Source organism: Mesorhizobium sp. M0862, from assembly GCF_040319795.1.
GTDB lineage: Bacteria > Pseudomonadota > Alphaproteobacteria > Rhizobiales > Rhizobiaceae > Mesorhizobium.
Map to the genome: position 1 here is coordinate 53,145 of NZ_JAMYOJ010000024.1, position 26,088 is coordinate 79,232.

18 protein-coding genes are annotated in these 26,088 nt (G+C 63.6%); 7 read left to right on the plus strand and 11 right to left on the minus strand.

The window, feature by feature from the left end:
• Window positions 1-19 precede the first annotated feature (19 nt).
• A complete protein-coding gene (locus tag NKI15_RS27165) occupies window positions 20-454 on the plus strand; it encodes a hypothetical protein (protein ID WP_155921574.1) in 435 nt (144 codons plus the stop codon).
• A gap of 123 nt (window positions 455-577) precedes the next feature.
• The gene (locus NKI15_RS27170; protein WP_023689648.1) at window positions 578-754 is read left to right on the plus strand and encodes a hypothetical protein; all 177 of its coding nucleotides are present in this window, start codon (window positions 578-580) and stop codon (window positions 752-754) included.
• Between the two features lie 15 nt (window positions 755-769).
• Here the strand turns inward: NKI15_RS27170 and NKI15_RS27175 are convergent, their stop codons facing one another.
• Window positions 770-1,456: a D-lyxose/D-mannose family sugar isomerase gene (locus NKI15_RS27175; RefSeq protein WP_023689647.1), complete on the minus strand. Its 687-nt coding sequence runs from the start codon at window positions 1,454-1,456 to the stop codon at window positions 770-772.
• Window positions 1,457-1,606: 150 nt separating this feature from the next.
• On the opposite strand from NKI15_RS27175, the gene NKI15_RS27180 reads away from it, so the two are divergent.
• From NKI15_RS27180 to NKI15_RS27190, 3 genes are all read left to right on the plus strand, one after another.
• Entirely contained in the window at window positions 1,607-2,665 is a 1,059-nt protein-coding gene (locus NKI15_RS27180; protein ID WP_352515329.1) for a D-TA family PLP-dependent enzyme, read from the plus strand.
• A gap of 69 nt (window positions 2,666-2,734) precedes the next feature.
• Complete coding sequence (locus NKI15_RS27185; protein WP_502898722.1) at window positions 2,735-3,025, plus strand: type II toxin-antitoxin system RelE/ParE family toxin; 291 nt, start codon at window positions 2,735-2,737, stop codon at window positions 3,023-3,025.
• 5 nt (window positions 3,026-3,030) lie between these two features.
• Window positions 3,031-3,327: an addiction module antidote protein gene (locus tag NKI15_RS27190; protein ID WP_023672893.1), complete on the plus strand. Its 297-nt coding sequence runs from the start codon at window positions 3,031-3,033 to the stop codon at window positions 3,325-3,327.
• Between the two features lies 1 nt (window position 3,328).
• Here NKI15_RS27190 and NKI15_RS27195 read toward each other — a convergent pair whose 3' ends face one another.
• The 10 genes from NKI15_RS27195 to hutI all read right to left on the minus strand — a co-directional run bounded on the left by NKI15_RS27195 (window position 3,329) and on the right by hutI (window position 23,732).
• On the minus strand, window positions 3,329-4,963 hold the full coding sequence (locus NKI15_RS27195) for a tetratricopeptide repeat-containing sulfotransferase family protein (RefSeq protein ID WP_352515328.1): 1,635 nt from the start codon (window positions 4,961-4,963) through the stop codon (window positions 3,329-3,331).
• A 77-nt stretch (window positions 4,964-5,040) separates the two neighbouring features.
• On the minus strand, window positions 5,041-5,724 hold the full coding sequence (locus NKI15_RS27200; protein WP_023672895.1) for an outer membrane protein: 684 nt from the start codon (window positions 5,722-5,724) through the stop codon (window positions 5,041-5,043).
• Window positions 5,725-5,925: 201 nt separating this feature from the next.
• Window positions 5,926-6,678 (minus strand): heme ABC transporter permease, encoded by a 753-nt coding sequence (locus NKI15_RS27205; protein WP_023672896.1) that lies wholly within the window; start codon window positions 6,676-6,678, stop codon window positions 5,926-5,928.
• Between the two features lie 170 nt (window positions 6,679-6,848).
• Window positions 6,849-8,621 carry a glucan ABC transporter ATP-binding protein/ permease gene (locus tag NKI15_RS27210; RefSeq protein ID WP_023672897.1) on the minus strand — a complete coding sequence of 591 codons (1,773 nt, stop codon included), beginning with the start codon at window positions 8,619-8,621 and terminating at the stop codon, window positions 6,849-6,851.
• A 343-nt stretch (window positions 8,622-8,964) separates the two neighbouring features.
• A complete protein-coding gene (locus tag NKI15_RS27215) occupies window positions 8,965-17,544 on the minus strand; it encodes a glycoside hydrolase family 94 protein (RefSeq protein ID WP_352515326.1) in 8,580 nt (2,859 codons plus the stop codon).
• A 289-nt stretch (window positions 17,545-17,833) separates the two neighbouring features.
• Complete coding sequence (locus NKI15_RS27220; protein WP_352515339.1) at window positions 17,834-18,436, minus strand: HutD/Ves family protein; 603 nt, start codon at window positions 18,434-18,436, stop codon at window positions 17,834-17,836.
• Window positions 18,437-18,448: 12 nt separating this feature from the next.
• Window positions 18,449-20,119, minus strand: coding sequence for a urocanate hydratase (gene hutU, locus NKI15_RS27225; RefSeq protein WP_502898723.1), 1,671 nt, complete (start codon window positions 20,117-20,119; stop codon window positions 18,449-18,451).
• Window positions 20,120-20,147: 28 nt separating this feature from the next.
• A complete protein-coding gene (hutG, locus tag NKI15_RS27230; RefSeq protein WP_023682914.1) occupies window positions 20,148-20,960 on the minus strand; it encodes an N-formylglutamate deformylase in 813 nt (270 codons plus the stop codon).
• A gap of 1 nt (window position 20,961) precedes the next feature.
• Window positions 20,962-22,500, minus strand: a complete 1,539-nt coding sequence (hutH, locus tag NKI15_RS27235) for a histidine ammonia-lyase (RefSeq protein WP_023694406.1) — start codon at window positions 22,498-22,500, stop codon at window positions 20,962-20,964.
• Window positions 22,497-23,732 carry an imidazolonepropionase gene (gene hutI, locus NKI15_RS27240; RefSeq protein WP_023807911.1) on the minus strand — a complete coding sequence of 412 codons (1,236 nt, stop codon included), beginning with the start codon at window positions 23,730-23,732 and terminating at the stop codon, window positions 22,497-22,499. Before hutI ends, hutH begins: the two co-directional genes overlap by 4 nt.
• An 88-nt stretch (window positions 23,733-23,820) precedes the next feature.
• Here hutI and NKI15_RS27245 point away from each other — a divergent pair, with 88 nt between their 5' ends.
• Both NKI15_RS27245 and hutC read left to right on the plus strand, forming a co-directional pair.
• A complete protein-coding gene (locus NKI15_RS27245) occupies window positions 23,821-25,173 on the plus strand; it encodes a formimidoylglutamate deiminase (protein WP_352515324.1) in 1,353 nt (450 codons plus the stop codon).
• Window positions 25,170-25,910, plus strand: a complete 741-nt coding sequence (gene hutC, locus NKI15_RS27250) for a histidine utilization transcriptional repressor HutC (RefSeq protein ID WP_352515322.1) — start codon at window positions 25,170-25,172, stop codon at window positions 25,908-25,910. Before NKI15_RS27245 ends, hutC begins: the two co-directional genes overlap by 4 nt.
• Window positions 25,911-26,088 lie beyond the last annotated feature (178 nt).

The following is a 26,088-nucleotide window of genomic DNA, read 5'->3' on the forward strand; positions in this document are numbered from 1 at the left end:
CTCAGATGGGAGTCGATACATGAGACATTGCTTCCTGAACATAGTTGATAAAAGTGTGTTTGCAATTCCGATGGCTACCACCCGCGACGGCTGGGAGAAGTTCGCAGGTCCCGTCATTTTGATTGGCGAGCTACCTTCGGTCTCCGACAAAGAGATCGGTCTAGCAACACTCAACGCGCTTGGTGCTTATGCCAGCGATGTGCCCGACGACATCGTACACACGGTTCTTCTTGACAGCTCGGCTTCGCGGTTCGGCTTCAAGTCGTACAACTCCCTCCTTCGGAAATCCCGTCAGATGTCGGTCGACCAGGGAAGGGACGACAAATTCACACTTACCCCCTATGCCAAAGTCAACAGAGAGAGTGCCGTGCCGCTGGACACGATCTTGTCTTCAACAGATACGCCAGAGGATCTCGGGCGTGCTGTTCGAGAGTGCATTTCGCTTTGTCGTTAACAGCGTCGAGTAATCGGTCACCATGAACACCTCTCCATCCGAGCTCGAACTCCAGGAAATGGAGGCGCGCGTGCTGCCGCAGCTCAGCCCGGCCCATGGAAATCATGGGTCGAGGGTCGGGATTTGCTGAGCAGATCGAATTTCATTCAAACCGACGAAGGCGCGGATCGCGGCGACGATATCGAAATGGCCAGCGCCACGGCCGAAGACCAGGATTTCATGGCTGCGGCGCGGCAGGACATGCCTCGCCTGATCGCCGAAGTGCGCAGGCTGGGCGCACTTCTCAATCAAACGAAGTAAAAGCGGCGAGGCCGCCTACCCCACCCACTTTTCATAGTCGGACACCAGCAGGTGCACCGGCGCAATGTCCTCGTGGATGTTGGAGAAGCGGCCGATCGGTTCGCGGAAGACGTTGTCGGTAAGGTCGTCATTGACGGTCGAGACCTCGCCGATCAGCACATCCTTGCCCTCGGCCCAGAAGGCGTGCCAGACGCCGGGCAGCAGCGTCACGCTCTGGCCCGGGTCGAGCTTCAGGAGCCCGCCTGCCGGCAGCCTGTGGATGGTGCCGTCGACCGGCACCGTCACTTCGGCCTTCGGATCGATGCCGCCGTCGCGATCGTGCATGAACAGTTCCAGCACGAGCTTACCGCCGCCGCGGTTGATGATGTCCTCGGCCTTGATGTTGTGGCGGTGCATCGGCGACAGCTGATCCTTGCGCGAGATCATGATCTTCTCGGCATAAAGCATGCCCATGCCCTTCTTCATGTCGGCATAGACGCCGTTGCGAACGGTGAACAGGAACAGGCCGAGTTCGTCGAATTTTTCCTGGCCGTAATCGGTGATGTCCCAACCGAGCCGCGAGGTGAAAATGGCGGCGGAGTCGGCCTTGCGCGCCTTCATCTCTTCCGGGCTCCAGTAGGCGAAGGGCGGCATGATGTAGCCGAACGAGCGGATGAAGGCGTCTGCATCGCGGATGATGTCGTTGACGGTGGAGCGTTTCATGATCGTGATCCCTTCGCGTCGCGTTCCCTGGAGTTATCTGAAGCGCATAGCCGAACAGCGCTGCGGTGTCGACGCAAACTGCGTGCTGGCCCCATGACATCCGTGCGGATCGGGGCCATAAGTCAGCCAGATTTCCCAGGGTGATATTTCATGCAAGGCATAGACGACCTCGACACGCCGGCGATCCTCATCGACGCAGCCCGCGCCGAAGCCAACATCACACGAGCGCAGGCGCATGCCGACCGCCACGGGCTGAAACTCAGGCCGCACATCAAGACGCACAAGCTGCCTTATTGGGCGAAGAAGCAGGTGGCGGCCGGCGCGGTCGGCATCACCTGCCAGAAGATCGGCGAAGCCGAGGTGATGGCCGATGCCGGGCTGACCGATATTTTTCTGCCCTACAACATCCTTGGCCGCGCCAAGCTGGAGCGCCTCAAGGCGCTGCATGGCCGTGTGACACTGTCAGTGACGGTGGACAGCCTCGAAACGCTGGATGGGCTCGCCGCCACCTTCACCGATACCTGGCACCCCCTGCCCGTCCTGGTCGAATGCGACACCGGCATGGGCCGTTGCGGCGTGCAGAGCGCCGCCGAGGCGCTGGCACTGGCGAAGTTGATCGACCAAGCCAAGGGGCTCACCTTCGGCGGGCTGATGACCTACCCCGCGGCCGGCCGCGCCGCCGAGGCTGAATCCTGGCTGGCCGGCGCCAAACAAACGCTCGCGGCCTCGGGTCTCGCCTGTGATCGCATTTCAAGCGGCGGCACGCCTGATATGTGGCGCTCCGGCGAGGACAGCGTCGTTACCGAATACCGCCCCGGCACCTACATCTACCTCGACCGCTACCAGGCCGCCAAAGGCGTCGGCACGCTCGACGATTGTGCGCTGACGGTGCTCGCCACCGTGGTCAGCCATCCGACGCCGGCCCGCGCCATCCTCGACAGCGGCAGCAAGGCGCTGTCCAGCGACACGCTGGGGCTCGCCGATTTTGGCGAGCTGCTCGGCATGCCCGGCGCCCGCGTCACCAGCTTGAGCGAGGAACATGGCACGGTCACGCTTGGAAATGGTGCGAAGCTTCGCATTGGCGAGCGCGTGCGCGTGGTGCCTGATCATTGCTGCGTCGTGACCAACCTGTTCGACCAGGTGCATCTGATCGACGGTGACAAGGTGCTGGAAACGCTGAAGGTGGAAGCGCGTGGGCGGATGGGGTGAGGCTTTTCGTTTTGGAGGCTCGCCCTATTTCGACATTGACGAATTGTAATTTATAACTTACTAGTCACCATGGCAATCCTGAAGCAGACAGCCACCTTTCGGAGGTGGCACCAAAAGCTGAAAGACGGAAGAGCCAAGGCGGCCATTGCCGTTCGGCTGCAACGTTTGATTGTAGGAAATCCCGGCGACGTGGCCCCAGTGGGTGAAGGCATCAGTGAATTGCGCATTCACTGTGGGCCCGGCTATCGCGTTTATTTCACAAGCGCGGTGAAACGGTCATCCTGCTCCTGTGCGGCGGGGATAAAAGTTAACAAGAAACCGACATACGGACAGCAAGCGCCTGGCCGTAGAATGGAGTGACGACAATGGTTGAAAAAATCTATGATTTCGATCCCGCCGAAATGCTCGATTCCGATACGGCAATCGAGGCGTTTCTGGCAGAGGCAATGGAAACCGGAGACGCCAAATTCGTCGCGTCCGCCCTCGGTGTCGTTGCCCGCGCCAAGGGGATGAGCAACATTGCCAGAAAGACCGGCTTGGCTCGCGAGCATCTTTATACCTCGCTCAGCGAAAACGGTAATCCTACGCTGGAAACCACACTGGCGGTCATGAAAGCATTCGGCTTTCATTTGGCCCCAAAGCACGATGCAACTCAGGTCTAATCTACGCCAGCGCGCGTCGAGCGCGAGGTTGTTCGGGCCAACTGAAATCAGACTGATAAACCGGACCCAGCGCCGCCTTCAGCGGATCCAGCGCGTCGCCATACAGCTTCCAGCGCTCGACCGAGGATGAATAGATCGGCTGGCGCACCTGCCAGCGGCTCGGCGTCCGCACCGTGCGCTCGGTTTCGTTGAAACGCAAGCAGGCATCGTCCCACTCGATGCCGAGGAATCCGATCAATCCGCGGGCGCGATTTTCGAAATCGGCGACCGTTTCTTCGTAGGGCATGTCGTGGATATCCAGCGGGATGACCTTGGCCCAATGGCGCATCAGGCGGTCATACTGCCGGTAATACTGCCCAAGCTTGGTCAGATCGGCATTATAGCCGTGCGCCTCGGAAAAATTATGCATGAAACAGGACGCGCAATTGTCCATCGGGTCACGCCGGCAATGGATGATGCGGGCATTCGGCAAGATCAGGCTGATGAAGGCCAGCAGCTCGAAATTGTGCGGCATCTTGTCGACGACAAGCCGCACCGTGTTGTTGCGCTTTTTGAGATCGTCGAGATATTTCGATCCAAGCTCCTTGGCCTTGGCTGCAGTGAGCGCCGCCATGGCCTTGGTGAAAATGGCTGGGTCGAGCTTGTCGAACCCAAGTTCGCCGGCAAGTGAACGAATGGTCGACAACTCCCCGGCGCCATGGATATCGCGATGACTGGCGCATATCTGCTCGGTCAGCGTCGTTCCCGACCGTGGCATGCCGACGATGAAGACCGGGCGTCTGGATGGATTTCCCAAATTGGCTCGCGCCTCGAAGAAGCCGGCGTCGAAAGTGTCGATGAAGCTGTCGTAAAGCTGGGTGTGCCGGTCGATGTCGAAATCATTGCCGGAAATCGCCTTGGCCCTCGCGAAATGGCGGATGGCCGGGCTATACTCGCGCTGATCATTGAGCATCTTGCCGGCGGCGTGGTGCAGCACTACCCGCTCGCGATCGGTGGTTGTCGGCAATTCCAGGCGTTTCAGCACCAAAGGCAACGTCGGATCGTCCTTGACCGCCCGGCGCGCAAGCGCCATTCCAGCCAGCGCCTCGACATGGCCCGGGTCGATGGCAAGGGCCTTGCTGAAGCATTCGACCGCCTCGGCCGGCCGGCCAATGTCGGTGAGCAAATCGCCCATACCGGCAAGTGCCATCACCGACTGGCCGTCGATAGCCAGCGCCTGGCGATAGAACCCTTCGGCAATGTCGCCCTCGAGCTGGCTGCGGTAGGAGCGGCCGAGATTGCACAGCGCTTCGATGAGCCCTCCATCGAGCTCGATCGCCTTTCTCAGATGTCTGCGCGCCTTGTCGACGTTGCCGGTGACATTGTAGGCATTGCCGAGATTGTTGCGGAAGATGGCGTTGTCCGGTTCGAGCTTGACCGCCCTTTCCATATAGGCAATGGCGGCGTCATGATGCTCGGCCTCGATGGCGAGCGTGCCCATCAGGTTCAGCGCCATGGCATTTTTGGGCTGCGTGCGAAGCACCGTCTGGTAGCAGAACTCGGCCTCGCGAAAACGCTTGCGCCGTTGCAGGTCGATGCCGCGCTGCAATGTCTTTTCCGCCGGCTCACCGGCGGTCGGCAGCGAGGCTGAGATCATTGCCGGCAGACCCAGGGGTTGCCGGCGTGGCAAGAGCGGCATCCGTCAGATCCCGGTCGCGACCTGCGACGAACCAATCAGAACTTCAGGGTAACGCCAAGCTGGAGATTGTGGGAGTACAATTTGGCGTTCTCGTATGTGCCGCCGCCATCATTGTCGTCTAGATCCACGCTTGTCACGGCCTTGAAGCGGTAACCGAAATCGAGGTCGACATTCTGCGTTACCGCGTAGGTAACACCGGCGCCCACCTGGCCGGCGAAACCCCAGCCGCCAGGCCCGTATCCATAGGCGTGGCCATCAAAATGAGTATCGGCGGTAACATAGGCCGCGCCGAGACCGCCGCCGACATAGAGTTTGGCATCACCAAAATGCGCAACATCGGCCCAGACGTTGGCGAGAAGATAGGTGGCCGACAGATTGCCGGAAGCTGGGCCGGAACCTTGGTCGGCAGGAGGGAAGCTGAAGCTGTACTCGCTTGCCTTGTAGCGCGCGTAGGACAGTTCGCCTTCCACGCGGAACGTGTCGTTGATCCGCCGACCGACAGCGCCGCCGATCACGAACCCACTGTCAAGATCCACGGAATACCGACCACTATCGTAGTCCGTCTTCACATTGTTGGCAAAGCTGGCGCCGCCGAAGAGCGTGACGTACCAGAGATCCTCCGCCCTCGGCACGTCGACAAGCGCGTCTGCGGCGTAGGCCGAACTCCAGCCAAGCGCCAATGCAAATGTCGAAACGCCAGCCAGCAGGCACAGTTTCATCGTCGAATCCCCTCGCAACAACTAGTGACTAATATCACTCTTGCTTGGCGGCCGAGCTGTCAAGAACGCAAACGAGATCAAGGAGCAAAGCGAGGTCGGGAACGATCTTTTGAGAATTCTTGTTGCCGCACCGCAACATAGCAGCACATGCTAATGTTTCTGGCGGCAGGCGCATGGCTGTCCCTTCCGTTTGAAATCGCGCTAGTCGGCCTGCCTTGCCGCCACCCTGCGCATGGAGATCACCCGCCGGCGGCGGATCTCGGTGCGCATCACCGTCAGGTGCAGCGCGAAGAACAGCACGGTGAAGCCGAGCGCCATCACCAGCAGCGGCCATAGCAGGCTGGGATCGATCGTCGGTCCGCCGAGCCGGAACACCGAGGCCGGCTGGTGCAGCGTGTTCCACCAGTCGACCGAGAATTTGATGATCGGGATGTTGATGAAGCCGACCAGCGTGATGATGGCGGCGGCCCAGGCGGCACGGCTGGCGTCATCCAGCGCGCGCGTCAGCGCGATGATGCCGAGATACATCAGGAAGAGGATGAAGACTGAGGTCAGGCGGGCATCCCACACCCACCAGGTGCCCCACATCGGCTTGCCCCAGATGGAGCCGGTGACCAGCGCAAGCGCGGTGAAGGTGGCGCCGATCGGGGCTGCAGATTTCAGCGCGACGTCGGCCAGCGGATGGCGCCAGACCAGCGTACCGAGCGCGGCGACCGCCATCACCGTGTAGCACATCATGGCGAGCCAGGCGAAAGGCACGTGGATGTACATGATGCGCACCGTGATGCCCTGCTGGAAATCCTCAGGCGCGGCAAAGCTCATATAGAGACCGATGGCTAGCAGGATCGCGGCGATCGACGCCAGCCACGGCACCAGCCTGTCGGCCAGCCCGACAAAGCGCGTCGGGTTGGCGAGGTCGGTCCAGCCGGCGAGGCGTGAGGAGGTGTCGCTCATAAGGTCTAGATAGACCGGCGGCGCGTTCGGGGCAATCGAGCGGTTGTCGCAGTGCTTACCCTCTCCCTTGTGGGGAGGTCGCTGCAAAGCAGCGGGGTGGGGGTGGTGGGGCACTACCTCCACCCGGACCCTACGGGTCCGACCTCCCCACATGGGGGAGGTAAAAAAGCCTACGCCGCTTCGATATTCACCGTGCGGCTGAGACGGCGGACTTCCTCGTCGTTGAGCAGGCCGCCGGCGCGCAACAGGCTGGCGAAACGGCCATTGCGCAGCGACAGTTCGGCGAAGCCGCCCATCTCGACCACCTTGCCCTTGTCCATGAACACGACCAGGTCGGCGTCGCGAACGGTGGTCAGGCGGTGGGCGATGATGAAGGTGGTGCGGTTGCGCCTCAGTTCGTCGATGGCTTCCTTGACGCGGTCCTCGGTCTCGACGTCGAGCGCGCTCGTCGCCTCGTCGAGCACCAGGATCGGTGCGTCCTTGAGCACGGCGCGGGCAATGGCGATGCGCTGACGCTCGCCGCCCGAAAGCTGGCCGCCGCGCTCGCCAACGACGGTGTCGTAACCGGCGCTCTTGGCAAGGATGAAATCCTGCGCGGCAGCCGCGTTGGCGGCGGCGTGAACCTCGTCATAAGTCGCCTCGGCACGACCGACGCGGATGTTGTCCTCGATCGAGCGGTTGAGCAGGCCGGCATCCTGGAAGACGGTGGCGATCGAATGACGCAGCGACTTGCGGGTCACCGTGCGGGTGTCGATGCCGTCGATCAGGATACGGCCATGAGACGGCGAGAAGACGCGCTGCAAGAGGTTGATCAGCGTCGTCTTGCCGGCGCCGGTCGGGCCGACGATGGCAACCGTCTGCCCGGCCTGGACCTCGAAGGAGACGTCGTCGACGCCCTGCCGCGAATTGGCAAACTCGAAGCCGACATTCTCGAAGCGGACATGGCCGGTGACGTTGGTGAGGTCGCGCAAGCCGTCCGGCTCGGCGGAGTCGGCGGCCGAATCCTCGAGGTGATAGAAGTCCTCGAGCTTGGCGCGGGCTTCGGAAATCTGGTTGGCGAAAGCCGACATCTGGTCGAGGCGGGCAATCAGCAGCGTGGCAAAGCCGGTGAAGGCGATGACGTCGCCGATCTTGAGCTGGCCATGGGTGACCAGATAGGCGCCGATCAAAAGCACAACCATCATCGAAATGGTCGACGACAGGCGGTGCAGCGCATTGGCCATCGCCCACCAGTCGAGCACCGGGTTCTGCGCGTCGAGCAGGTTCTTGACATAGCGGCGCAGCGTATCGGCCTCGTGGCCGAGACGGTTGTAGCTCTGCAGCACGGCGACATTGCTGACCGAGTCGGTCACATGCGCGAACACCTGATGGTAGTGGCGCTCGACCGCGGCCTGGCCCGCCTTGGTGCGCTTCATCACAAGCCGGCCGATGCCGACATAGAGAACGCCCAGCGCCATCAGCACCAGCGACATGCGAAGATCCATGCTTATAGCTGTCGGAATCAGCAGAGCCAGCGCAACAGCCGTCGACAGATGCTGGCGCATGAATTCAAGCCACAGGCTGAACAGCGTCTCGACGGCGCGCAGCAGCGTGTGCAGCGCGTTGGAGGTGCCGCGCTGGTGGTGCCAGGCGAGCGGCATGGTGATCACGCGCTCGAACGACTGGCACAGCACCTCGCTGCGCCGCTTGTGGGCAAAACGGTCGGCGCCGCGCGCCACCAGCACGAAGGCGACGATGTTAAAGGCGCCGAGACCGGCCCACAGCGCCAGCGTCGAAAACACCGAACCCTTATCGGAGATGGCGTCGATTACCCGGCCGAACATGATCGGCTCGAGGATGGCGATAATGGCGAGCGCGACATTCGCACCGCAGATAAACGCAACGCGCTTCCTGTCGGCTGCGAGATAACCCAGCGCTCTCCAGTAGATTTGCAGAAGTGACACTTCAGCTACTCCGCCCAAAACATTATTGTGCACCGCACCATTTCTTGACACGTACCGGTTAACGGGTCGCAAAACAATGCCCGTCTACCTCTTCCGTTCCCATTCTGCGAACAAAAGATGACGACGTTGCGAAATCTGCCGTGATCACCTAACGGTTTGAGATAAAAGGTGAAATGTCAGTCTTGCGGCAAAATCATGGCAGCAGCTGGCCCTGCCACATTTTTAGTCACTGCACGCTTGGACCGCCGTTATCGGGAAGGCACGCCGTTCTGCGCCAGGAGCATGCCGAAGTAGAAAACGCGCGCCTCGAAAGGCGCGCGTCAATAACCTGAAGCCTTTGATTTTACGAGGGTATCTTGACGACCACCTCGGTCTTGTCGCCGGCTTTCGGCTGAAAACCGGAAGATTTTGTCTTGGTTCCATTGACTTCGAGCGAGATGGATTTGGCCTTTTTGTCGCGGATGACGCGAACCTTGATCTCCGACCCCAGCATCTTCAGCGTGGCAGAATAGCCGTCCCAATGGCTGGGCAGTTTCGGCCGGAACGTGATCTGCTTGCCCCGCCGCTCAATGCCCAGAATGCCTTCGACCGCAGCACGGTAGAGCCATCCCGCTGAGCCCGTATACCAGGTCCAGCCGCCGCGACCGCCCTTGTCCTCACCGGAATAGATGTCGGCGGCGACGACGTACGGCTCGACGCGATAATGCTCGGCCGATGCATCGTCGAGCGCATGGTTGACCGGGTTCAGCATCGAGAAGCAGCGATAGGCATCGTCGGTGCGGCCCATTTCGGCGAGCGCGATCACGAACCAGGTCGCCGCATGGGTGTACTGGCCGCCGTTCTCGCGCACGCCCGGCGGATAACTCTTGATGTAACCAGGGTCCTTTCTCGTGTTCTGGAAGGCCGGGGTAAACAGTTTGACGATCTTGAGCTTGTCGTCGACCAGCAGGTTCGTCGCCTGCTGCATCGCCGTGGTCGAGCGCGCGGGGTCGCCCTCGCCGGAGAGCACGCTCCACGACTGCGCGATGGAGTCGATCTTGCACTCGTCCGAATTGTGCGAGCCAAGCGGCGTGCCGTCATCGTAGCTGCCGCGGCGATACCACTGGCCGTCCCAGGCGGTGCTTTCCAGCGCCCGCTTCAGCACATCGGCGTGTTTTGTCCAGGCCTGCGCCCGCTTGGTGTCGCCCTGCCCCTTGGCCACGGTGGTAAAGTCGCCCAGCGTCTTCAAAAGGAACCAGCCGAGCCAGACACTCTCCCCCTTGCCGGCTTCGCCGACGCGGTTCATGCCGTCGTTCCAGTCGCCGCCGAGGATCAGCGGCAGCCCGGCCGGGCTGCTGCGCTTGACCGCAAGGTCGAGCGCGCGCGCGCAATGGTCGTAAAGCGAAGCGCTCGTCTTGGAGATTTCCGGCGTGAAGAAGGCGTCGTGCTCGCCCTCGCCCAACACCTGCCCGTCGATGAAAGGCAGCTGCTCGTTCAGGATCCCTGTATCGCCGGTCACCTCGATGTAGCGATTGGTGGCATGCGCCAGCCAGACCACATCGTCGGAGATCATAGTGCGCACGCCGGCGTCGGTGCGCGGCAACCACCAATGCTGGACATCGCCTTCGGGGAACTGCCGGCGCGCCGCATTGAGGATCTGGTCGCGCGCCAGTTTCGGATCATGCGCAAGCAGGGCCAGCGTGTCCTGCAGCTGGTCGCGGAAGCCGAAGGCGCCGCTTGCCTGATAAAAGGCCGAGCGGGCGCGGATGCGGCAGGCCAGGCTCTGATAGGGCAGCCAGTGATTGACCATGGCGTCGAGCGCCTTGTCGGGCGTCTCTACCTGGATGGTGTCGAGGAAGCCGCGCCAGACGCGTTCATTGTCGGCCAGCCGCTGGTCGAAATCCTTGCCCGAATGAGTCTGCACCAACGCGCTCGCCTCGGCTGATGTGGCGGCGTCGCCAAGCAGCCAGACCAGCGTGACGTCGCCGCCGGCAGGGATATCGATTTCGCTGGCGACAGCTGCGCACGGATCGTCGCCGGCCTCGACGCGGCCCGACAGGCCGGCGCCGCTGACGACCGCGTGCGGGAATGCGCTGGTGCCGTGCCTACCGATGAACTCGCCACGATCGGCTGTCACCGAATGCACCGGACCGGTGGCGGCAAGGAAGGCCACTCGGTCGCCGAAATCGAGACCGTAGGGGTTTTGCGCCAGAAGCGCGCCAGTCGCTGGATCCCTGGACGGGATGATGGTCGCAGCCGTGCTCGAGCGATGGCTGCCGAGGACCCATTCGGCATAGGCATAGACGCGCAGCCGCGCCGGCGCCGAGCCTGAGTTCTGGATGCGCAGCCGCGTGATCTTCACTGGATCGACGGGATCGACGACGTGCGTCAGATCCATCGACAGCGGGCCGCGTTTGGACCGGAAGGTGGAGAAGCCCTGGCCGTGCCATGTCTCATAGGTCATCGAGGGATCGCGGACCACGGCAGCCAGCGGCGAGAATGCCTTGCCGCTGGCCTGATCGTAGATGTAGATGCCCTCGCCCGGCCGGTTGGTGACCGGATCATTCGACCATGGCGTCAGCTGGTAATCGCGGCTGTTGCGGCTCCAGGTGAAGGCAGCGCCTTCGGCCGAGACATGGAATCCGAACGAGGCGTTCGAGACGACGTTGATCCAGGGCTGCGGCGTCGAGCGCCGCCCGGCAAGGCGGGTGACATAGTGGCGGCCGTCGCCCTCGAAACCGCCAAAGCCGTTCCATTGGCTGAGGCCGCTGCCGTCGGCGGTGCTGTCGGACGCGGCATGGTATGCAGGCGCCGCCGGCACCGGCAGAGACGGCTCGCGCAGCGACGCGGGGGGCGCCGGCTGCAGGGCATCGCGTGCTTGCAAGGCTGCCGCCTCGGCGCGTTCGATCTGGTCGAAGATGGTGCCGTTGCGCGTGTGCAGAACCACGCGGGCAACCGCCAGCAGCGTCTTGTACGTCGCCTCGTCCATGAGGTCGCGGCGCACGGCGAAGATGTGCTGGCGCGGCCCGAGTTCCTTGCCGCGCAGGCGGCTGTTTTCGCACAGCGTCTCGACCGCGCGCTGCAGATCCTGGACATAGGACGATGCCTGCTCGTTGACGACCACGAAGTCGATCATCATGCCGCGGGCGCGCATATACTCCTGGAAGCGCAGCGCCTGGGCGACAATTTCGAGGTCGGCCACGTCGCCGATGCGGACCAGGAAGATCGGGAAATCGCCCGAAATGCTGGTCGGCCACAGGCTGGACTGCTTGCCCAGCCCCGAAGCGATGGATTCGCCGGGCAGGCGCAGGAACGGATCGGGATAGATCAGGAAGCGCGCCAGCTTCTGCACGTTGGCGGCGTCGGTCAGGCTGAGACCAAGATGGCGGGTCTGCACCTGCGAACGCGTCCAGGCAAGCATCGCCTGGCGGGCAAAACTTTCGGGATGGTCGAGCCTGGCGATGGCCTCGTCAAGTTCGGCGCGGTTGGCGCCGACGGCGGTCCAGAAGGTCAGCGATATCTTCTTGTTGGCCGGCACCCGCACCTGGCGGCGCAGGGCCGCTACCGGATCGAGGGTGAAGCCGTGGTGACCGCCAAGCTTGGCGCCGGGATCGAAGGCCGCCGCTTCCGCGATGGTACGGCCACGGCCGATGAAGGCACGGCGGTCGGTTTCGGCCTCGGCATCGCGCGCCGACCCGGACGGATCGGTGACGAAATGCACCATGGTGACGTCAGGCTCGTGCTTGTCGCGCTTGCGCCTGGTGGCAAAGATGGCACCGTTGTTGGCAGCGATCTCGGTCTCGATAAACATTTTCGAGAACGCAGGATGGGCATTGTCGGAGGCTTCGTTGCCCAGCACCAGCTCGGCAAACGAGGTCACCTCGATATGCCGGTCAGTGGCGCCGTCATTGTAGAGCGTGACGCGCCGTCCCTCGCCATTGCCTTCCGAGATGACGATGCATTCGACCTCCGAACGCAGCGAGCCCACTGTTTTGACGAAGCTCGCCTTGTCGTCGGAAAACAGCGTTTGCACTCTCTCGCCGGTCGCCTGCTTCGGCTCTGCGGTGGCCGACCACCAGTCGCCGCTGCCGGCGTCGCGCAGGAAGATGTAGGAGCCGAGCCGGTCTTCGGTCGGGTCGGGCTGCCAACGGGTGACGGCGAGTTCGCCCCAGCGGCTGTAACCGGAACCGGTGGCCGAGACCATGACGGAGTAGCGGCCATTGGACATGACGCTGGTGGCGCGCAACGCCCTCAGCGGGTCGAGGATAATGCGCGAGTCCGGGCTCTCGACCTCGGTCTCGTCCTTCGAACGCTCGTCGGCTTCGGTCCTGACCGTGGCGGTCGGGATGTCGCGCGGCGCCCTCTCCTGCAGCAGGAGTTCGGCAGACTCGATCACCGGATCGCTGTGGAAGCGGTCGCGCAGCCGGCCCTCGAAGATGGCGTCGGCAACGGCGGCGATCGACATGCCGGAGTGATGCGCCATGTAGTTCAGGACAACGGCATGGTCGGTGCCTTCCGGCACGCGCTGCGGCGTGAAGTCGACGGCGTCGTAAAAGCCATGCCGGCCGAGAGCGCCGATGGAGCGCAGCCTGGCCAGATTCTGGACGGATTCGCGCGGTGTGAACTGCGCCGCGAGGATCGTGGCGTAAGGCGCGATCACCGTGTTCTGGCCAAGGCCGCGCTTGAGACCAAGTCCGGGCACGCCGAAATTGGTATACTGGTAGGTCAGTTCGCGGTCGCGGGCATTGTAGGCCGCTTCCGAAATGCCCCAGGGCACGTTCTTCGAACGCGCGTACTGGATCTGGCGCTTGATGATCAGCTTGCTGGTCTGGTTGAGGATCGACCCCTGCGGCTCCTTCATTACCAAAGGCGGCATCAGATACTCGAACATCGAGCCCGACCAGGACATCAGCGCACCCTGGAAGCCGATCTCGACGATCGGCCTTCCAAGCCGGAACCAATGCTCCGTCGGCAGGTCACCCTTGGCGATGGCGAACAGGCTGGTCAGCCGCGCCTCGGAGGCGAGCAGATCGTAGCAGCTCTCGTCGAGCTGGTGCTCCTCGACCCGGTAGCCGATCGAGAGCAGTTTGCGCTCCTGACGCATCAGGAAAGAGAAATCCATCTCGAAGGCATAGCGGCGGCAGCGTTCGCGCAGCGCCAGCAGCTTGGCGCGCAAGGCTTCGACGGCGTTTTCGTCGCTGTGCGAGTCATGCACATGCGCCTCGCAGGTCGCTTCCAGCCGGGCCGCCCAGTCGGCGATAATGTCGCTCCGCTGCGATCCGGCCTCGGTGTGGATGGCGGTGGCGAGCTTGCGGATCTCGCCGGCAAGCACGGCCAGGTTGATCGTGCGGATCGAGGCCATCTCCGGCTGCGCCTTGATGGTCATGACGGCGCGCCGCATGCCATCGAGGCGATCGGCCAGACGCTGGCGCAACGGCCGCAGTTGCCGGCGGTCGTCAGGCAATTCCTCGAGGCTCTCGTCGAGGATACTCACCGTGTCGAGGACGCCTTCGAAATCGCCCTGCAGGTGAACGGACGGGGCTTCCGCCCATTCGGCGCAGGCAGCCGCCACCGCGACCAGATGTCCGGCGAGATTGCCGCTGTCGACGGCGGAGATGTAGAGCGGATAGAGCGGTTTGAGCGTCGTGGTGTCGTACCAGTTGAAGAGGTGGCCACGGTTGCGCGGCATGCTCTCGATGGTCGTCATCGTGGCGTCGATCCGGGTGATGGCGTCGGAGAGCGCAATCCAGCCGAAATCGCGTGCCGACACCACCGACAGCAGGTAGACGCCGATATTGGTCGGCGACGTCCGCGGCGCTACAACGGGCGCCGGGCTTTCCTGGAAATTGTCGGGCGGCAGATTGTGGTGCTCGGCCGTGACGAAGGTTTCGAAATAATGCCAGGTGCGGCGCGCCACGGTGCGCAGCGCGTGGATGTCGGCCTGCGATATGCGCAGGCGGTCCTCGGTCTCGGCCGAGCGGCTGATCCAGCAGGCAACCGCCGGCGAACCGATCCAGAACAGAGCGAAGAAGAAGGCGACGAAGGCACCGGTGGAATCGGCCAGCACGGGGATAGCGAGACCGACGACGCCGATGATCACGGCGCCATACATCATGCTGTAATAGGAGCCGATATCGTTGTCGCCGCCCTTGTGCGCCTGCGACGCGGTGCGCCATTCCAGCAGGTTCTGGCGGCTGACGAACAGGCGGTAGAGCGTGCGCACGATGGCGTCGCCCATCATCCAGGCATTGTGCGCCATCAACAGCACTTTCAGCGCCACAAGGGCCGTGCCGAAGACGGTGTCGTGCGCCAGCGCGGAGAAATGGCCGCGCGGCGTCTGGTCGCCGCTCTTGGGCAGGATGGCGTTGACGACATCGAAGGTCGGCGCCATGAACAGCGACAGGATCAGCAGCGCCTGCCACTGCGCGGCCTGCGTGAAGGGCAGCAGCGTCCAGCCGGCGATCGCCGCCATCACCCAGAAGATCGGGGTCAGCGAGCGGCGCAGATTGTCGACCATCTTCCAGCGCGACAGCGCCGGCACGCCGGAACGCGGCGAGAAGATGAAGCGCAGCAGCTGCCAGTCGCCGCGCGCCCAGCGGTGGTGGCGCGAGGCGTCGACCGAGTAGCGGGTAGGATAGTCCTCGACCAGTTCGACGTCGGTGACAAGTGCTGCGCGCGCCAGCGCACCTTCGAGCAGATCGTGGCTGAGGACGGTGTTTTCCTCGATGCGGCCCTGCAGCGCCGCCTCGAAAGCGTCGACGTGATAAAGGCCCTTGCCGGTGAAGGAGCCGTCGCTGAAGACGTCCTGGTAGAGATCCGAGACGGCAAAGACGTAAGGATCGAGACCGCTGTTGGACGAGAAGACGCGCTGGAAGAAAGAAGCGTCGTCGCCGCTGGTGAGCGAGGCTGTGATGCGCGGCTGCAGAATGGTGTAGCCGGCGGTAACGACGCGCTTTGTCGCGTCGAAATGCGGGCGGTTGAGCGGATGGGCGAGCTTGCCGACCAGTGACGACACGGCGTCGCGCGTGGTGCGCGTGTCGGCGTCGAGCGTCATGACATAGACGACCTTTTCCGGCAGCGGCACGTCGAGCGGCAGGAAGGTGGTGTCGCTGTCGCCGCGCAAGAGAAGGTTCAGCTCATGCAGCTTGCCGCGCTTGCGCTCCCAGCCCATCCAGGCGCCCTGCGCCTGGTTGTAGAGCCGGCGGCGATGCAGGATATAGAAACGCGGCGCGCCTTCCGAGGGATAACGGGCATTGAGCCTGGCGATCTCGTCGCGCGCATATTGCAGGATCTCGATGTCGGCGGCGTCGATCTCGGTCTTGGAATCCGGCCAGTCGGACAGCAGCGCGAAATGGATTTCTTCGGCCGTGTTGGCGAGGTGATGCACCTCGATGTTGCGGATGTTTTCCTCGACATCATCGCGCGAGCCGATCAGCGACGGCACCACGACCAAGGTGCGTGATGCCGCCGGAATGCCGTGCTTGTAATCATAGCCGACGAGCCGCGTCGGCTTCAGGAACAGTGAAACAACGGTGTTGAAGAAGGCGAGCGCGCCTTCGCTGGCAGGCACCGCAAACAGCGCCAGCATCAGCGTGATGGATTCCACCGACAGGCCGAGATGGGCAAGCGCATTGCCGGAGACAACCAGCAGCAGCACCGTCAGCAGGAAGACCGGCACAACGATGCCGAGCCAGCCCGTGGCGGTGAAGGCGCGCTTGAAGGTCACATGGAAGGGCGGCCGATAGCCGATCGCCTTTTCCAGATCCGGCCGGCGCGGGCCGACCAGGAAGAAGCCGACATCGGTATGCATGGCCGGATCGGCTGATGCATCCGGCACGCCGGAGGCATCGGTGACCCCGGGAACATGGCTGGCCAGCTCGATGGCCTTTTCGGCGACACGGAATTCGGACAGGTCGGAGCGGCGCGCCAGTTGCTCGATCGACGTGCGGTACTGGTCGCGCGAAAAGAAATCGAGCGCGGCGAAATCGGTGCGCTCGCGCAAGAGCGTGTCGATGCGGCTGACGCCCTCGAACCACACCGTCCAGTCGACGTCGTTGATGAGGCGCAGGCCGCGGATGATGTTGCCGGTGGTGACATTGCCGCTGGACAGCGTGCGATGCTCGGAAATGATGATTTCCTCGGCGTCGGAGCCGGTTTTCTCGAGCTCGACCTCCAGCCATTCCAGCGCCCTGCCGGCATTCTGCGAGCCGTCGCGCAGGCGGTAGAGCAACTGGGTGGCGAAGGTGGTGTCCTGCGCATGCGCGCCGTAGCCCGACAGGATCTTCCGGCGGTCTGCATTGTCGTCGGTCGCCAGCACGCGGTCGGCGACCTCGTTGGCGATATGGCGCATCTGCCTGGTGCGGTCGACGCGCACGGCGATGCGGCGCAGATTCTCGATCAAAACGAAGCGCAGCAGCGACGGCAGCGCCCACAATTCGCCGATCTTGAGCGGCTCGACCGACTGAAAACCCTCGACGATGGATTTGAACATGGTCGCCGAAACCGAACTGTCGGAATGGGCGACATAGCTCCAGGCCAGGGCCAGCGCGCGCGGCACCGCGGCGCGGTTGGCCACTTCCAGGGTCGGCAACTGCCGGTAGAAACGGCGCGGCAGGTCGCGCTTCACCTGAAAAATGGTCTCCTCGACGAGATAATTGTTGTCGAGCAGCCATTGCGCGGCAGGCGTGATGGTTTCGCCCTTGGCCTGGGCGGCATTGGTCGAGCGGTAGACTTCGAGGATTTTCTTGGCGCTGTCGCGGATGCGGGCCTGGAAATCGAACTGCGTCAGGCCGAACAGGTCCTTGATGTCGCCCTTGGCGAGGCTTTCGCCCAGCGCGCGCAGCCGCTCTTCGGGCAGGAAATTGGAGCGTATCGGCTCTTCGGTGATGACCGGGAAGCCGGCGCTGGACTTTTCGATATGGGCAGGATTTGTCTGGATATTCATTGAAAATTCCGCATGGGGGACGCGATGCGGCGCCACCGCCACGGCAATGTCCCTAAAACCGATTCAAATGCAATTGGTTGCATGATTACACTGGCCGAAAGTTTTGCTTCTCACCACGCCAGAGGCGTTATCCCTTCGACATTTTAAGTGGGGCTTTCGACAACTCAAGGACGAGCACCCCTGCCCTCCCGTCCGCCTTGGAACGACGGAAGGATTCGGGCTTTTTCGTGATCCAGACAACAGCTTACGCCAGATTTCTCCGGCGTGCGATCATGTTTGGCAACAGGCGTTAATCGTTGTGCTGGCGGTGCGGCTGGCCCAGGCTGGCTATCCGGACGACGAACACGATCGTCGGCCGCACCGGTTCAAGCCGCAGTTTCGCGGCCTGCGGTCCGAGCAACAGCGTGTCGCGAGGTCCAAGGCGCGACGATGTCGCGCCGGTCACGCCGACCTCACCGTCGAACGGCAGGATCAGGGTCATAGCGCTGGTCGGCCGGATATCGGTCGGAACCGAGATCACCAGGCGCTCGACCGTGTGCATGGCCCGCCCGCGGCGGGTCATGACGTTGAGGTCGGTGATCGGACCGGAGATCAGCGCCGCCGAGGTCGGCACATCGGCCGGGAAGGACAGCGGGGCGGAAGCCGCCGTCACTTCGGCCGGCGGCCGGCCAGCAATGTCGAGGACGATGCCCTCGCCTTCCAGCACGGCCAGCGTGCGGTCGACGCCGGCAAAGCCCGAGAACGGCCCGCTATCCTCGACTCGCGCCATCGAAACGCGCCAGTCGAAATCGTCCAGGCCGGCGCCGTCCGGCGAGACGGCGATCTCGGTGGTCGTGCCGCCGCCATTCTTCCACGGCATGACCCGGTAGTCGGCGGCCCGTAGGATGCGCATCATTTAAGCCAATCAGCCTAAAATACCGGGCAGATTGAGCTGGTGCTCCTTCGCGCACTCGATGGCGATGTCGTAGCCGGCATCGGCGTGGCGCATGACGCCTGTCGCCGGATCGTTCCACAACACGCGCTGCAGGCGCCTTGCGGCGTCCGGCGTGCCGTCGGCGACGATGACCATGCCGGCATGCTGCGAGAAGCCCATGCCGACGCCACCGCCATGATGCAGCGACACCCAGGTTGCGCCCGACGCGGTGTTGAGCAACGCATTGAGCAGCGGCCAGTCGGAGACGGCGTCGGACCCGTCCTTCATCGCTTCCGTCTCGCGGTTGGGCGAAGCCACCGAGCCGGAATCGAGGTGGTCGCGGCCGATGACGACGGGTGCCTTGAGTTCGCCCCTGGCCACCATCTCGTTGAAGGCGAGCCCCAGCCTGTGGCGGTCGCCGAGGCCGACCCAGCAGATGCGCGCCGGCAGGCCCTGAAAGGCGATGCGCTCACGTGCCATGTCCAGCCAGTTGTGCAGATGGGTGTTGCCGGGGGTGAGTTCGCGCACCTTGGCATCCGTCTTGTAGATATCCTCGGGATCGCCCGAAAGAGCAGCCCAGCGGAACGGGCCGATGCCGCGGCAGAACAGCGGCCTTATATAGGCCGGCACGAAACCCGGGAAAGCAAAGGCGTTCTCGAAGCCTTCGTCCTTGGCGACCTGGCGGATGTTGTTGCCATAGTCGAGCGTCGGCACGCCGGCATTCCAGAACGCGACCATCGCCTCGACATGCTCGCGCATTGAGGCGCGGGCGGCCTTCTCGACAGCCTTGGGATCGGAGACGCGCTTCTCGCGCCACTCAGCCATCGTCCAGCCCTTGGGCAGATAGCCGTTAATCGGGTCATGCGCCGAGGTCTGGTCGGTGACCATGTCGGGGCGGATGCCCCGCTTGAACATTTCCGGCACGATGTCGGCCGCATTGCCGAGCAGGCCGACCGACTTCGCCTCGCCGGCCTTGGTCCAGCGCCCGATCATTTCCATCGCTTCGTCGAGCGTCTCGGCCTTCTCGTCGACATAGCGGGTGCGCAGCCGGAAATCGATCGAGTCCGGACTGCATTCGATGGCGAGGCAGCAGGCGCCGGCCATGACGGCGGCAAGCGGCTGGGCGCCGCCCATGCCGCCGAGGCCGCCGGTCAGGATCCATTTGCCCGTAAGGTTGCCATTGTAGTGCTGGCGGCCGGCCTCGACGAAGGTCTCGTAGGTGCCCTGCACGATGCCTTGCGTGCCGATATAGATCCAGGAGCCGGCCGTCATCTGGCCGTACATCATCAGGCCTTTTTTATCGAGCTCGTTGAATTTATCCCAGGTCGCCCAATGCGGCACGATGTTGGAGTTGGCGATCAGCACGCGCGGCGCATCGGTGTGCGTCCGGAAGACGCCGACCGGCTTGCCGGACTGGACCAGCAGCGTCTCGTCTTCATTGAGGGTCTTCAACGAGGCGACGATGCTGTCGAAATCGTTCCAGGTGCGCGCGGCCCGGCCGATGCCGCCATAGACAACGAGCTCATTGGGGTTTTCGGCGACATCGGGATCGAGGTTGTTCATCAGCATGCGCAGCGGCGCTTCGGTCGTCCAGTATTTGGCGTTGAGCTTGTCGCCGCGGGGCGCACGCACTTCGCGGATGTTGTGGCGAGGATTGTTCATCATTGTCCCTTTGGAGTAAGGCGGCGTCTCAGCGCCCGGCCCAGTCAATGGCGGATTGGAGGATTTTCGTCAGTGTGGCGCGCATCGGCGCGGCGAACTCGGCATCATAAGGCACCGGCCAATTGTCCGGTTCGCCCTTGCCCTCGGGCTCGCGCAAATAGCCGCGATCGGCAAGTTCCATCTGCAGCGCATGGTAGCCGCCTTGCGGATTGCCGAAATAGCGGGTGATCCAGCCACCCTTGAAACGGCCGTTGATGACATTGCTTTCACCGCTCTCGGCCATGATCTGGCCAACCAGCGCCTGCAGCGTAGGATCCGCGGTCTGGCCGTCATTGGTGCCGAGATTGAACACCGGCAGCGTGCCGTAGAACAGGCGCGGCAGCACCGAACGGATCGAGTGGCAATCGTAAATGACGACCTTCTCATGCAGGCCGCGCAGCCTGACGGCCTGGGCCGCCAGCATTTCATGGTAAGGCACGAAATACGCTATGCGGCGCTGGTCTATCTCCGACGGCGTCGGTTCCGCGCCGGGCAGATACAGCGGATCGCCGTCGAAGGTCTCGGTCGGGCATAGCGTCGTTGTCGTCTGCCCGGGATAGAGCGAGGCGCCGGAAGGATCGCGGTTGACGTCGATGACGGTGCGCGAGATCGACGTGTGCACGACAGTCGCGCCAAGGCCGGCGGCAAAATCGTAGAGATTGTCGATCCACCAGTCGCAATCGCGGCGGCCGAGCCAGGGCGAGACCAGCCGATTGTCGATGCCGGCGAGATCGATACCCGTGTGCGGGATGGACACCAACAGGGGTGCCGTGCCTTCCGTCACTGTCAGCCAGTCGGTCATGTCAGACTCCCGAGATCGAAGGCAATGTCACCGCGCTCGCAGCCTTGATGGCAGCGCCGCTGCGCACCATGGCGATGGCTTTTTCCATGTCAGGGTGGAAATGCCTGTCATTGTCGAGATGCGGCACCTCGGCGCGGACCAGCTTGCGAACCGCTTCCAGAGCTGCACTCGACGCCAGCGGCGCATGGAAATCGCAGCCCTGCGCGGCGGCCAGGAGTTCGATGCCGATGACGGCTGTCGCATTCTCGACCATGCCGATCAGCCGGCGCGCGCCATGTGCGGCCATCGAGACATGGTCTTCCTGGTTGGCCGAGGTCGGGATGGAATCGACACTTGCCGGATAGGCCTTCTGCTTGTTCTCAGAGACGAGCGCCGCCGCCGTCACCTGCGGGATCATGAAGCCGGAGTTCAGGCCGGGCTTCGGCGTCAGGAAGGCCGGCATGCCGGACAGCGCCGGGTCCACCAGCATGGCGATGCGGCGTTCCGACAGCGAGCCGATCTCGCAGACGGCGAGCGCGATCATGTCGGCGGCGAAAGCCACCGGCTCGGCGTGGAAATTGCCGCCTGAAAGCGCAGTATCGTCCTCGGCGAAGATCAGCGGATTGTCGGTGACGCCGTTGGCCTCGGTGCCGAGCGTATCGGCGGCCTGGCGCAGCACGCTGAGCGCCGCACCCATCACCTGCGGCTGGCAGCGCAGGCAGTACGGATCCTGCACGCGCTCATCGCCGACGCGATGCGATTCACGGATAGCGCTGCCGGCCATCAGATTGCGCAGCGCTGCCGCCGTCTCGATCTGGCCCGGGTGTTTTCTGAGGAGATGGATGCGCGGATCGAAGGGTGCATCGGAGCCCTTGGCAGCGTCGGTCGACAGCGCCCCGGCGACCAGCGCCGACTGATACAGCACTTCGGCCTCGAACAGAGCGGCCAGCGCGTAGGCGGTGGAAAACTGCGTGCCGTTGAGCAGCGCCAGACCTTCCTTGGCGCCGAGCGTCACGGGCTCCAGGCCGTGCGAGATGAAAGCGACCTTGGCCGGGAAGCGGCCATGCGGTGTAAAGCATTCGCCGACGCCGATCATCACCGCCGTCATGTGCGACAGCGGCGCGAGATCGCCGGAGGCGCCGACCGAGCCCTGCGCCGGCACGACGGGGATGACGTCGTTGGCCAGCATCGCTTCCAGCAATTCGATGGTTTGCGGCCGCACGCCCGACGCGCCCTGCGCCAGGCTGGCCAGCTTCAGCGCCATCATCAACCGAACCACAGCGACCGGCATCGGCTCGCCGACGCCGGCGGCATGCGACAAAACGATGTTGCGTTGCAGGGTTTCCAAATCGGCGGCCGGAATGCGGACGCTGGCCAGTTTGCCGAAGCCGGTGTTGATGCCATAGACCGGCTCACCCTTGGCGACAATACGGGCGACAGCCTCGGCGCTGGCCTTGATCTTCGGACGGCAGGCAGCGTCGAGCTTCGGCACGGCGCCACGATAGATGGTGCGCCAGTCGGCCAGCGATGCATTGCCGGGCTTCAGGTTAAGTTCGGTCATTGTCCTCTCCAGATGCGGGCATGGAGCGGGTTGAAGCCCATGCGGTAGACGAGTTCGGCCGGACGCTCGATGTCCCAGATCGCCAGGTCGGCGGATTTCCCTGCTTCAAGCGTGCCGGTCTGGCCGAGCAATCCCAGCGCACGGGCAGCCTCGCGAGTGGTGCCGGCCAGGCACTCCTCGACGGTCAGGCCGAAAAGCGTCGCGGCCATGTTCATGGTCAGCAACAGCGAGGTCAGCGGCGACGTCCCGGGATTGTTGTCGGTGGCGACCGCCATCTTGACGCCGTGCTGGCGAAACAGGCCGATCGGCGGCTTCCTGGTTTCGCGGATGAAATAGTAGGCGCCGGGCAGGATGGTCGCCACGGTGCCGGCCTTGGCCATCGCTGCGGCGCCGGCCTCGTCGGTGTATTCGAGATGGTCGGCCGACAGCGCGCCATAGCGGGCGGCGAGTTCGGCGCCATGCAGGTTCGACAGCTGGTCGGCATGGAGCTTTACCGGCAGGCCAAGCGCCTTGGCCTTGTCGAACACGCGGGCGATTTGCTCCGGCGAAAAGGCAATGCCCTCGCAAAAGCCGTCTACGGCGTCAGCCAGGCCCTCGGCGGCGATTGCGGGGAGGATGGTGTTGGCGACGAGATCGACAAAAGCGTCCTTGTCGCCTTTTGCTTCCGGCGGCAGCGCATGCGCGCCGAGGAAGGTGGTGCGGACCGTGACCGGGCGTTGCTTGTCCAGTTGCCGCGCGGCGCGAAGCGACTTCCGTTCATTTCCGAGATCGAGCCCGTAACCCGACTTTACCTCTACCGTGGTGACGCCCTCGGCCATCAGCGCGTCAAGGCGCGGGAGAGTCTGCGCAACCAGTTCGTCTTCGCTCGCGGCACGCAGGGATTTGACCGAGGAGACGATGCCGCCGCCGGCACGGGCGACTTCCTCATAGCTGGCGCCGGCCAGCCGCATCTCGAACTCGTTGGCACGGTTGCCGGCATGGATGAGATGGGTGTGGCAGTCGATGAGACCGGGCGTGATCCAACGGCCTTTGCAATCGGTAGTCTCGCCGCCCTGAGCCAACGCTGACGGCATCTCGGCTTCCGGACCGGCATAGACGATGAGACCGTCACGGGCGATGATCGCGCCCTTTTCGACGATGCCCAGTCCGGCAACGCCTTCCGCCATGGTTGCCAGGCGCGCATTGCGCCAAAGCTGAAGGCCCCCTGCCCGGCTTTTGTCTTGTGCCGCCATCATCTTTTTCCGTTGCTTGGATGGCGATTATGTATATACATATTGAAACGCACTGCAAGTGCATTGTTCATGGAACGCGGAGAAAAACGTGACGGCGATCTTTGCGGAACAGGCGCTGCTGACCGATGGCTGGCATGACAAGGTGCGGATCGTCGTCACGGACGGTCGCATCGCAACCGTCGAAGTCGACACGTCGCCGCGGAGCGGTGACGAACGCCACGCCATTCTGGTCCCCGGCATGCCGAACCTGCACAGCCACGCCTTCCAGCGCGGCATGGCCGGGCTTGCCGAACTGCGCGGTCCCTCCGCCGACAGCTTCTGGAGCTGGCGCGAGGTGATGTACCGCTTCGCGCTGTCGATGACGCCGGACCAGGTCGAGGCGGTCGCCGCCCAGCTTTATGTCGAAATGCTGGAGGCCGGATTCTCGCGCGTCGGCGAATTTCATTATCTCCACCACGATCGCGACGGAAAACCCTATGCCAACCTTGCCGAGATGGCCGAACGTATTGCCGCGGCCGCCGGCGAAACCGGGATCGGCCTGACGCTGCTGCCGGTGTTTTATGCCCATTCCTCCTTCGGCGGCGCTGCGCCCAACGAAGGCCAGCGGCGATTCATCAACGATGTGAATCGGTTCGAACGCTTGCTTGAGAAAAGCCGCGAATCGGTTCGTGCGTTGAATCAGGCTGTCGTCGGCGTCGCCCCGCACAGCCTGCGCGCCGCGACGCCGGAGGAACTCAGCGCTGTTGCCGCCATTGCGCCGGACGGACCGATCCACATCCACGTCGCCGAGCAGGCGAAGGAGGTCGAGGATTGCCTGGCGTGGTCGGGTGCGCGACCGGTCGAATGGCTGCTCGCCAATGCCGGGATCGACAAGCGTTGGTGCCTGATCCACGCCACCCACATGACCGAGGCTGAGACAACCGGCATGGCCAGAAGCGGCGCCATTGCCGGGCTTTGCCCGATCACCGAGGCCAATCTCGGCGACGGCACCTTTTCAGCACCTCTGTTCATCGAACATGGCGGCCGCTTCGGCGTCGGCTCGGATTCCAACGTGCTGATCGGCCTGCCGGATGAATTGCGCCAGCTCGAATATTCGCAGCGCCTCGCACACCGCGCCCGCAATGTGCTGGCGGTGACCGGCGGCTCGACCGGGCGGGCTCTGTTCGACGCCGCCCTCGATGGCGGCAGCACCGCACTCGGCGCCGGCCCGTCGCGGATCGCCGCCGGCGCCGCGGCTGATTTCGTCTCCCTCGACGAAAACCATCCTTCGCTGGCCGGAAAAAGTGGCGATGCGATCCTCGACGCCTGGATCTTTGCCAATGGCGGCAAGGTCGATTGCGTCTGGGTGCACGGAAAAAAACAGGTCAGCGGCGGCCGGCATGCAGCGCGTGAGACGATCGCCGAGCGCTTTCGCCATGTGATGACGGCGCTTTCGGCATGAGCATATCAGAGACAGCGGCTGTGGAAGGCGGCGGTTCGCTGCACCAGCGCATCCTGTCCGACATCAGCGAGAAAATAATGTCCGGCGCCTGGGCGCCGGGTCACCGCATCCCGTTCGAGCACGAGTTGACGGCCGAATACAATTGCTCGCGCATGACAGTGAACAAGGCGCTGTCGCAACTGGCCAAGGCCGGGCTGATAGAGCGCCGTCGCCGTTCGGGCAGCTTTGTCCGCCAGCCGCAGTCGCAGGCCGCGGTGCTGGAAATCCACGACATCAGGATCGAGGTTGAGTCGCTTGGCCTGGCTTATCGTTACGAGCGCTCGGCGCGGCAGAAAAGGCGCAGCAGCGCCGAGGATCGCGCCTTGCTGGAACTGGACGCAGCCGGACAGGTGCTGGCGCTTGAATGCCGGCATTTCGCCGGCAAGCGGCCATTCGCGCACGAACAGCGGCTGATCAATCTCGCCGCCGTCGCGGAAGCCGCCGAGGAGGAGTTTCTCGACATCGCCCCCGGCCCTTGGCTGATCGGCCGCGTGCCATGGAGTGAGGCCGAGCACCGCATCCGCGCGGTGGCGGCCGACAGGCGTATTGCCGAAGCCCTCGACGTCGCAACCGGCGCGCCCTGCCTGGTAGTCGAGCGCCGAACCTGGAGCGCCGAGCACCCGGTGACGCAGGTGAGGTTCACCTACGCCGCGGAGAGCCACACGTTGGTGGCGAGGTTCAGGCCTTCGCAGGGGTAGCTCCTTTACCCTCCCCCTTGTGGGGAGGGTCGCTGCGAGGCAGCGGGGTGGGGGTCGGCGCCAGGCCCCCCCCCCCACCAGCGGGGCGACCCCCCCACAAGGGGGGGGGTGGAGGAGGGGCGTTAAATAGACGCAGCGGCCAGTAAAAGAAACGTGTTTATAAGCGCATGCAGGATGG

Bases quoted from the DNA above. Each gene is read 5' to 3' on its own strand.
- NKI15_RS27165 (WP_155921574.1), top strand. From the start codon at position 20: ATGAGACATTGCTTCCTGAACATAGTTGATAAAAGTGTGTTTGCAATT.
- NKI15_RS27175 (WP_023689647.1), bottom strand. From the start codon at position 1,456: ATGAAACGCTCCACCGTCAACGACATCATCCGCGATGCAGACGCCTTC.
- NKI15_RS27180 (WP_352515329.1), top strand. From the start codon at position 1,607: ATGCAAGGCATAGACGACCTCGACACGCCGGCGATCCTCATCGACGCA.
- NKI15_RS27185 (WP_502898722.1), top strand. From the start codon at position 2,735: ATGGCAATCCTGAAGCAGACAGCCACCTTTCGGAGGTGGCACCAAAAG.
- NKI15_RS27190 (WP_023672893.1), top strand. From the start codon at position 3,031: ATGGTTGAAAAAATCTATGATTTCGATCCCGCCGAAATGCTCGATTCC.
- NKI15_RS27195 (WP_352515328.1), bottom strand. From the start codon at position 4,963: ATGATCTCAGCCTCGCTGCCGACCGCCGGTGAGCCGGCGGAAAAGACA.
- NKI15_RS27200 (WP_023672895.1), bottom strand. From the start codon at position 5,724: ATGAAACTGTGCCTGCTGGCTGGCGTTTCGACATTTGCATTGGCGCTT.
- NKI15_RS27205 (WP_023672896.1), bottom strand. From the start codon at position 6,678: ATGAGCGACACCTCCTCACGCCTCGCCGGCTGGACCGACCTCGCCAAC.
- NKI15_RS27215 (WP_352515326.1), bottom strand. From the start codon at position 17,544: ATGAATATCCAGACAAATCCTGCCCATATCGAAAAGTCCAGCGCCGGC.
- NKI15_RS27220 (WP_352515339.1), bottom strand. From the start codon at position 18,436: ATGCGCATCCTACGGGCCGCCGACTACCGGGTCATGCCGTGGAAGAAT.
- hutU (WP_502898723.1), bottom strand. From the start codon at position 20,119: ATGAACAATCCTCGCCACAACATCCGCGAAGTGCGTGCGCCCCGCGGC.
- hutG (WP_023682914.1), bottom strand. From the start codon at position 20,960: ATGACCGACTGGCTGACAGTGACGGAAGGCACGGCACCCCTGTTGGTG.
- hutH (WP_023694406.1), bottom strand. From the start codon at position 22,500: ATGACCGAACTTAACCTGAAGCCCGGCAATGCATCGCTGGCCGACTGG.
- hutI (WP_023807911.1), bottom strand. From the start codon at position 23,732: ATGGCGGCACAAGACAAAAGCCGGGCAGGGGGCCTTCAGCTTTGGCGC.
- hutC (WP_352515322.1), top strand. From the start codon at position 25,170: ATGAGCATATCAGAGACAGCGGCTGTGGAAGGCGGCGGTTCGCTGCAC.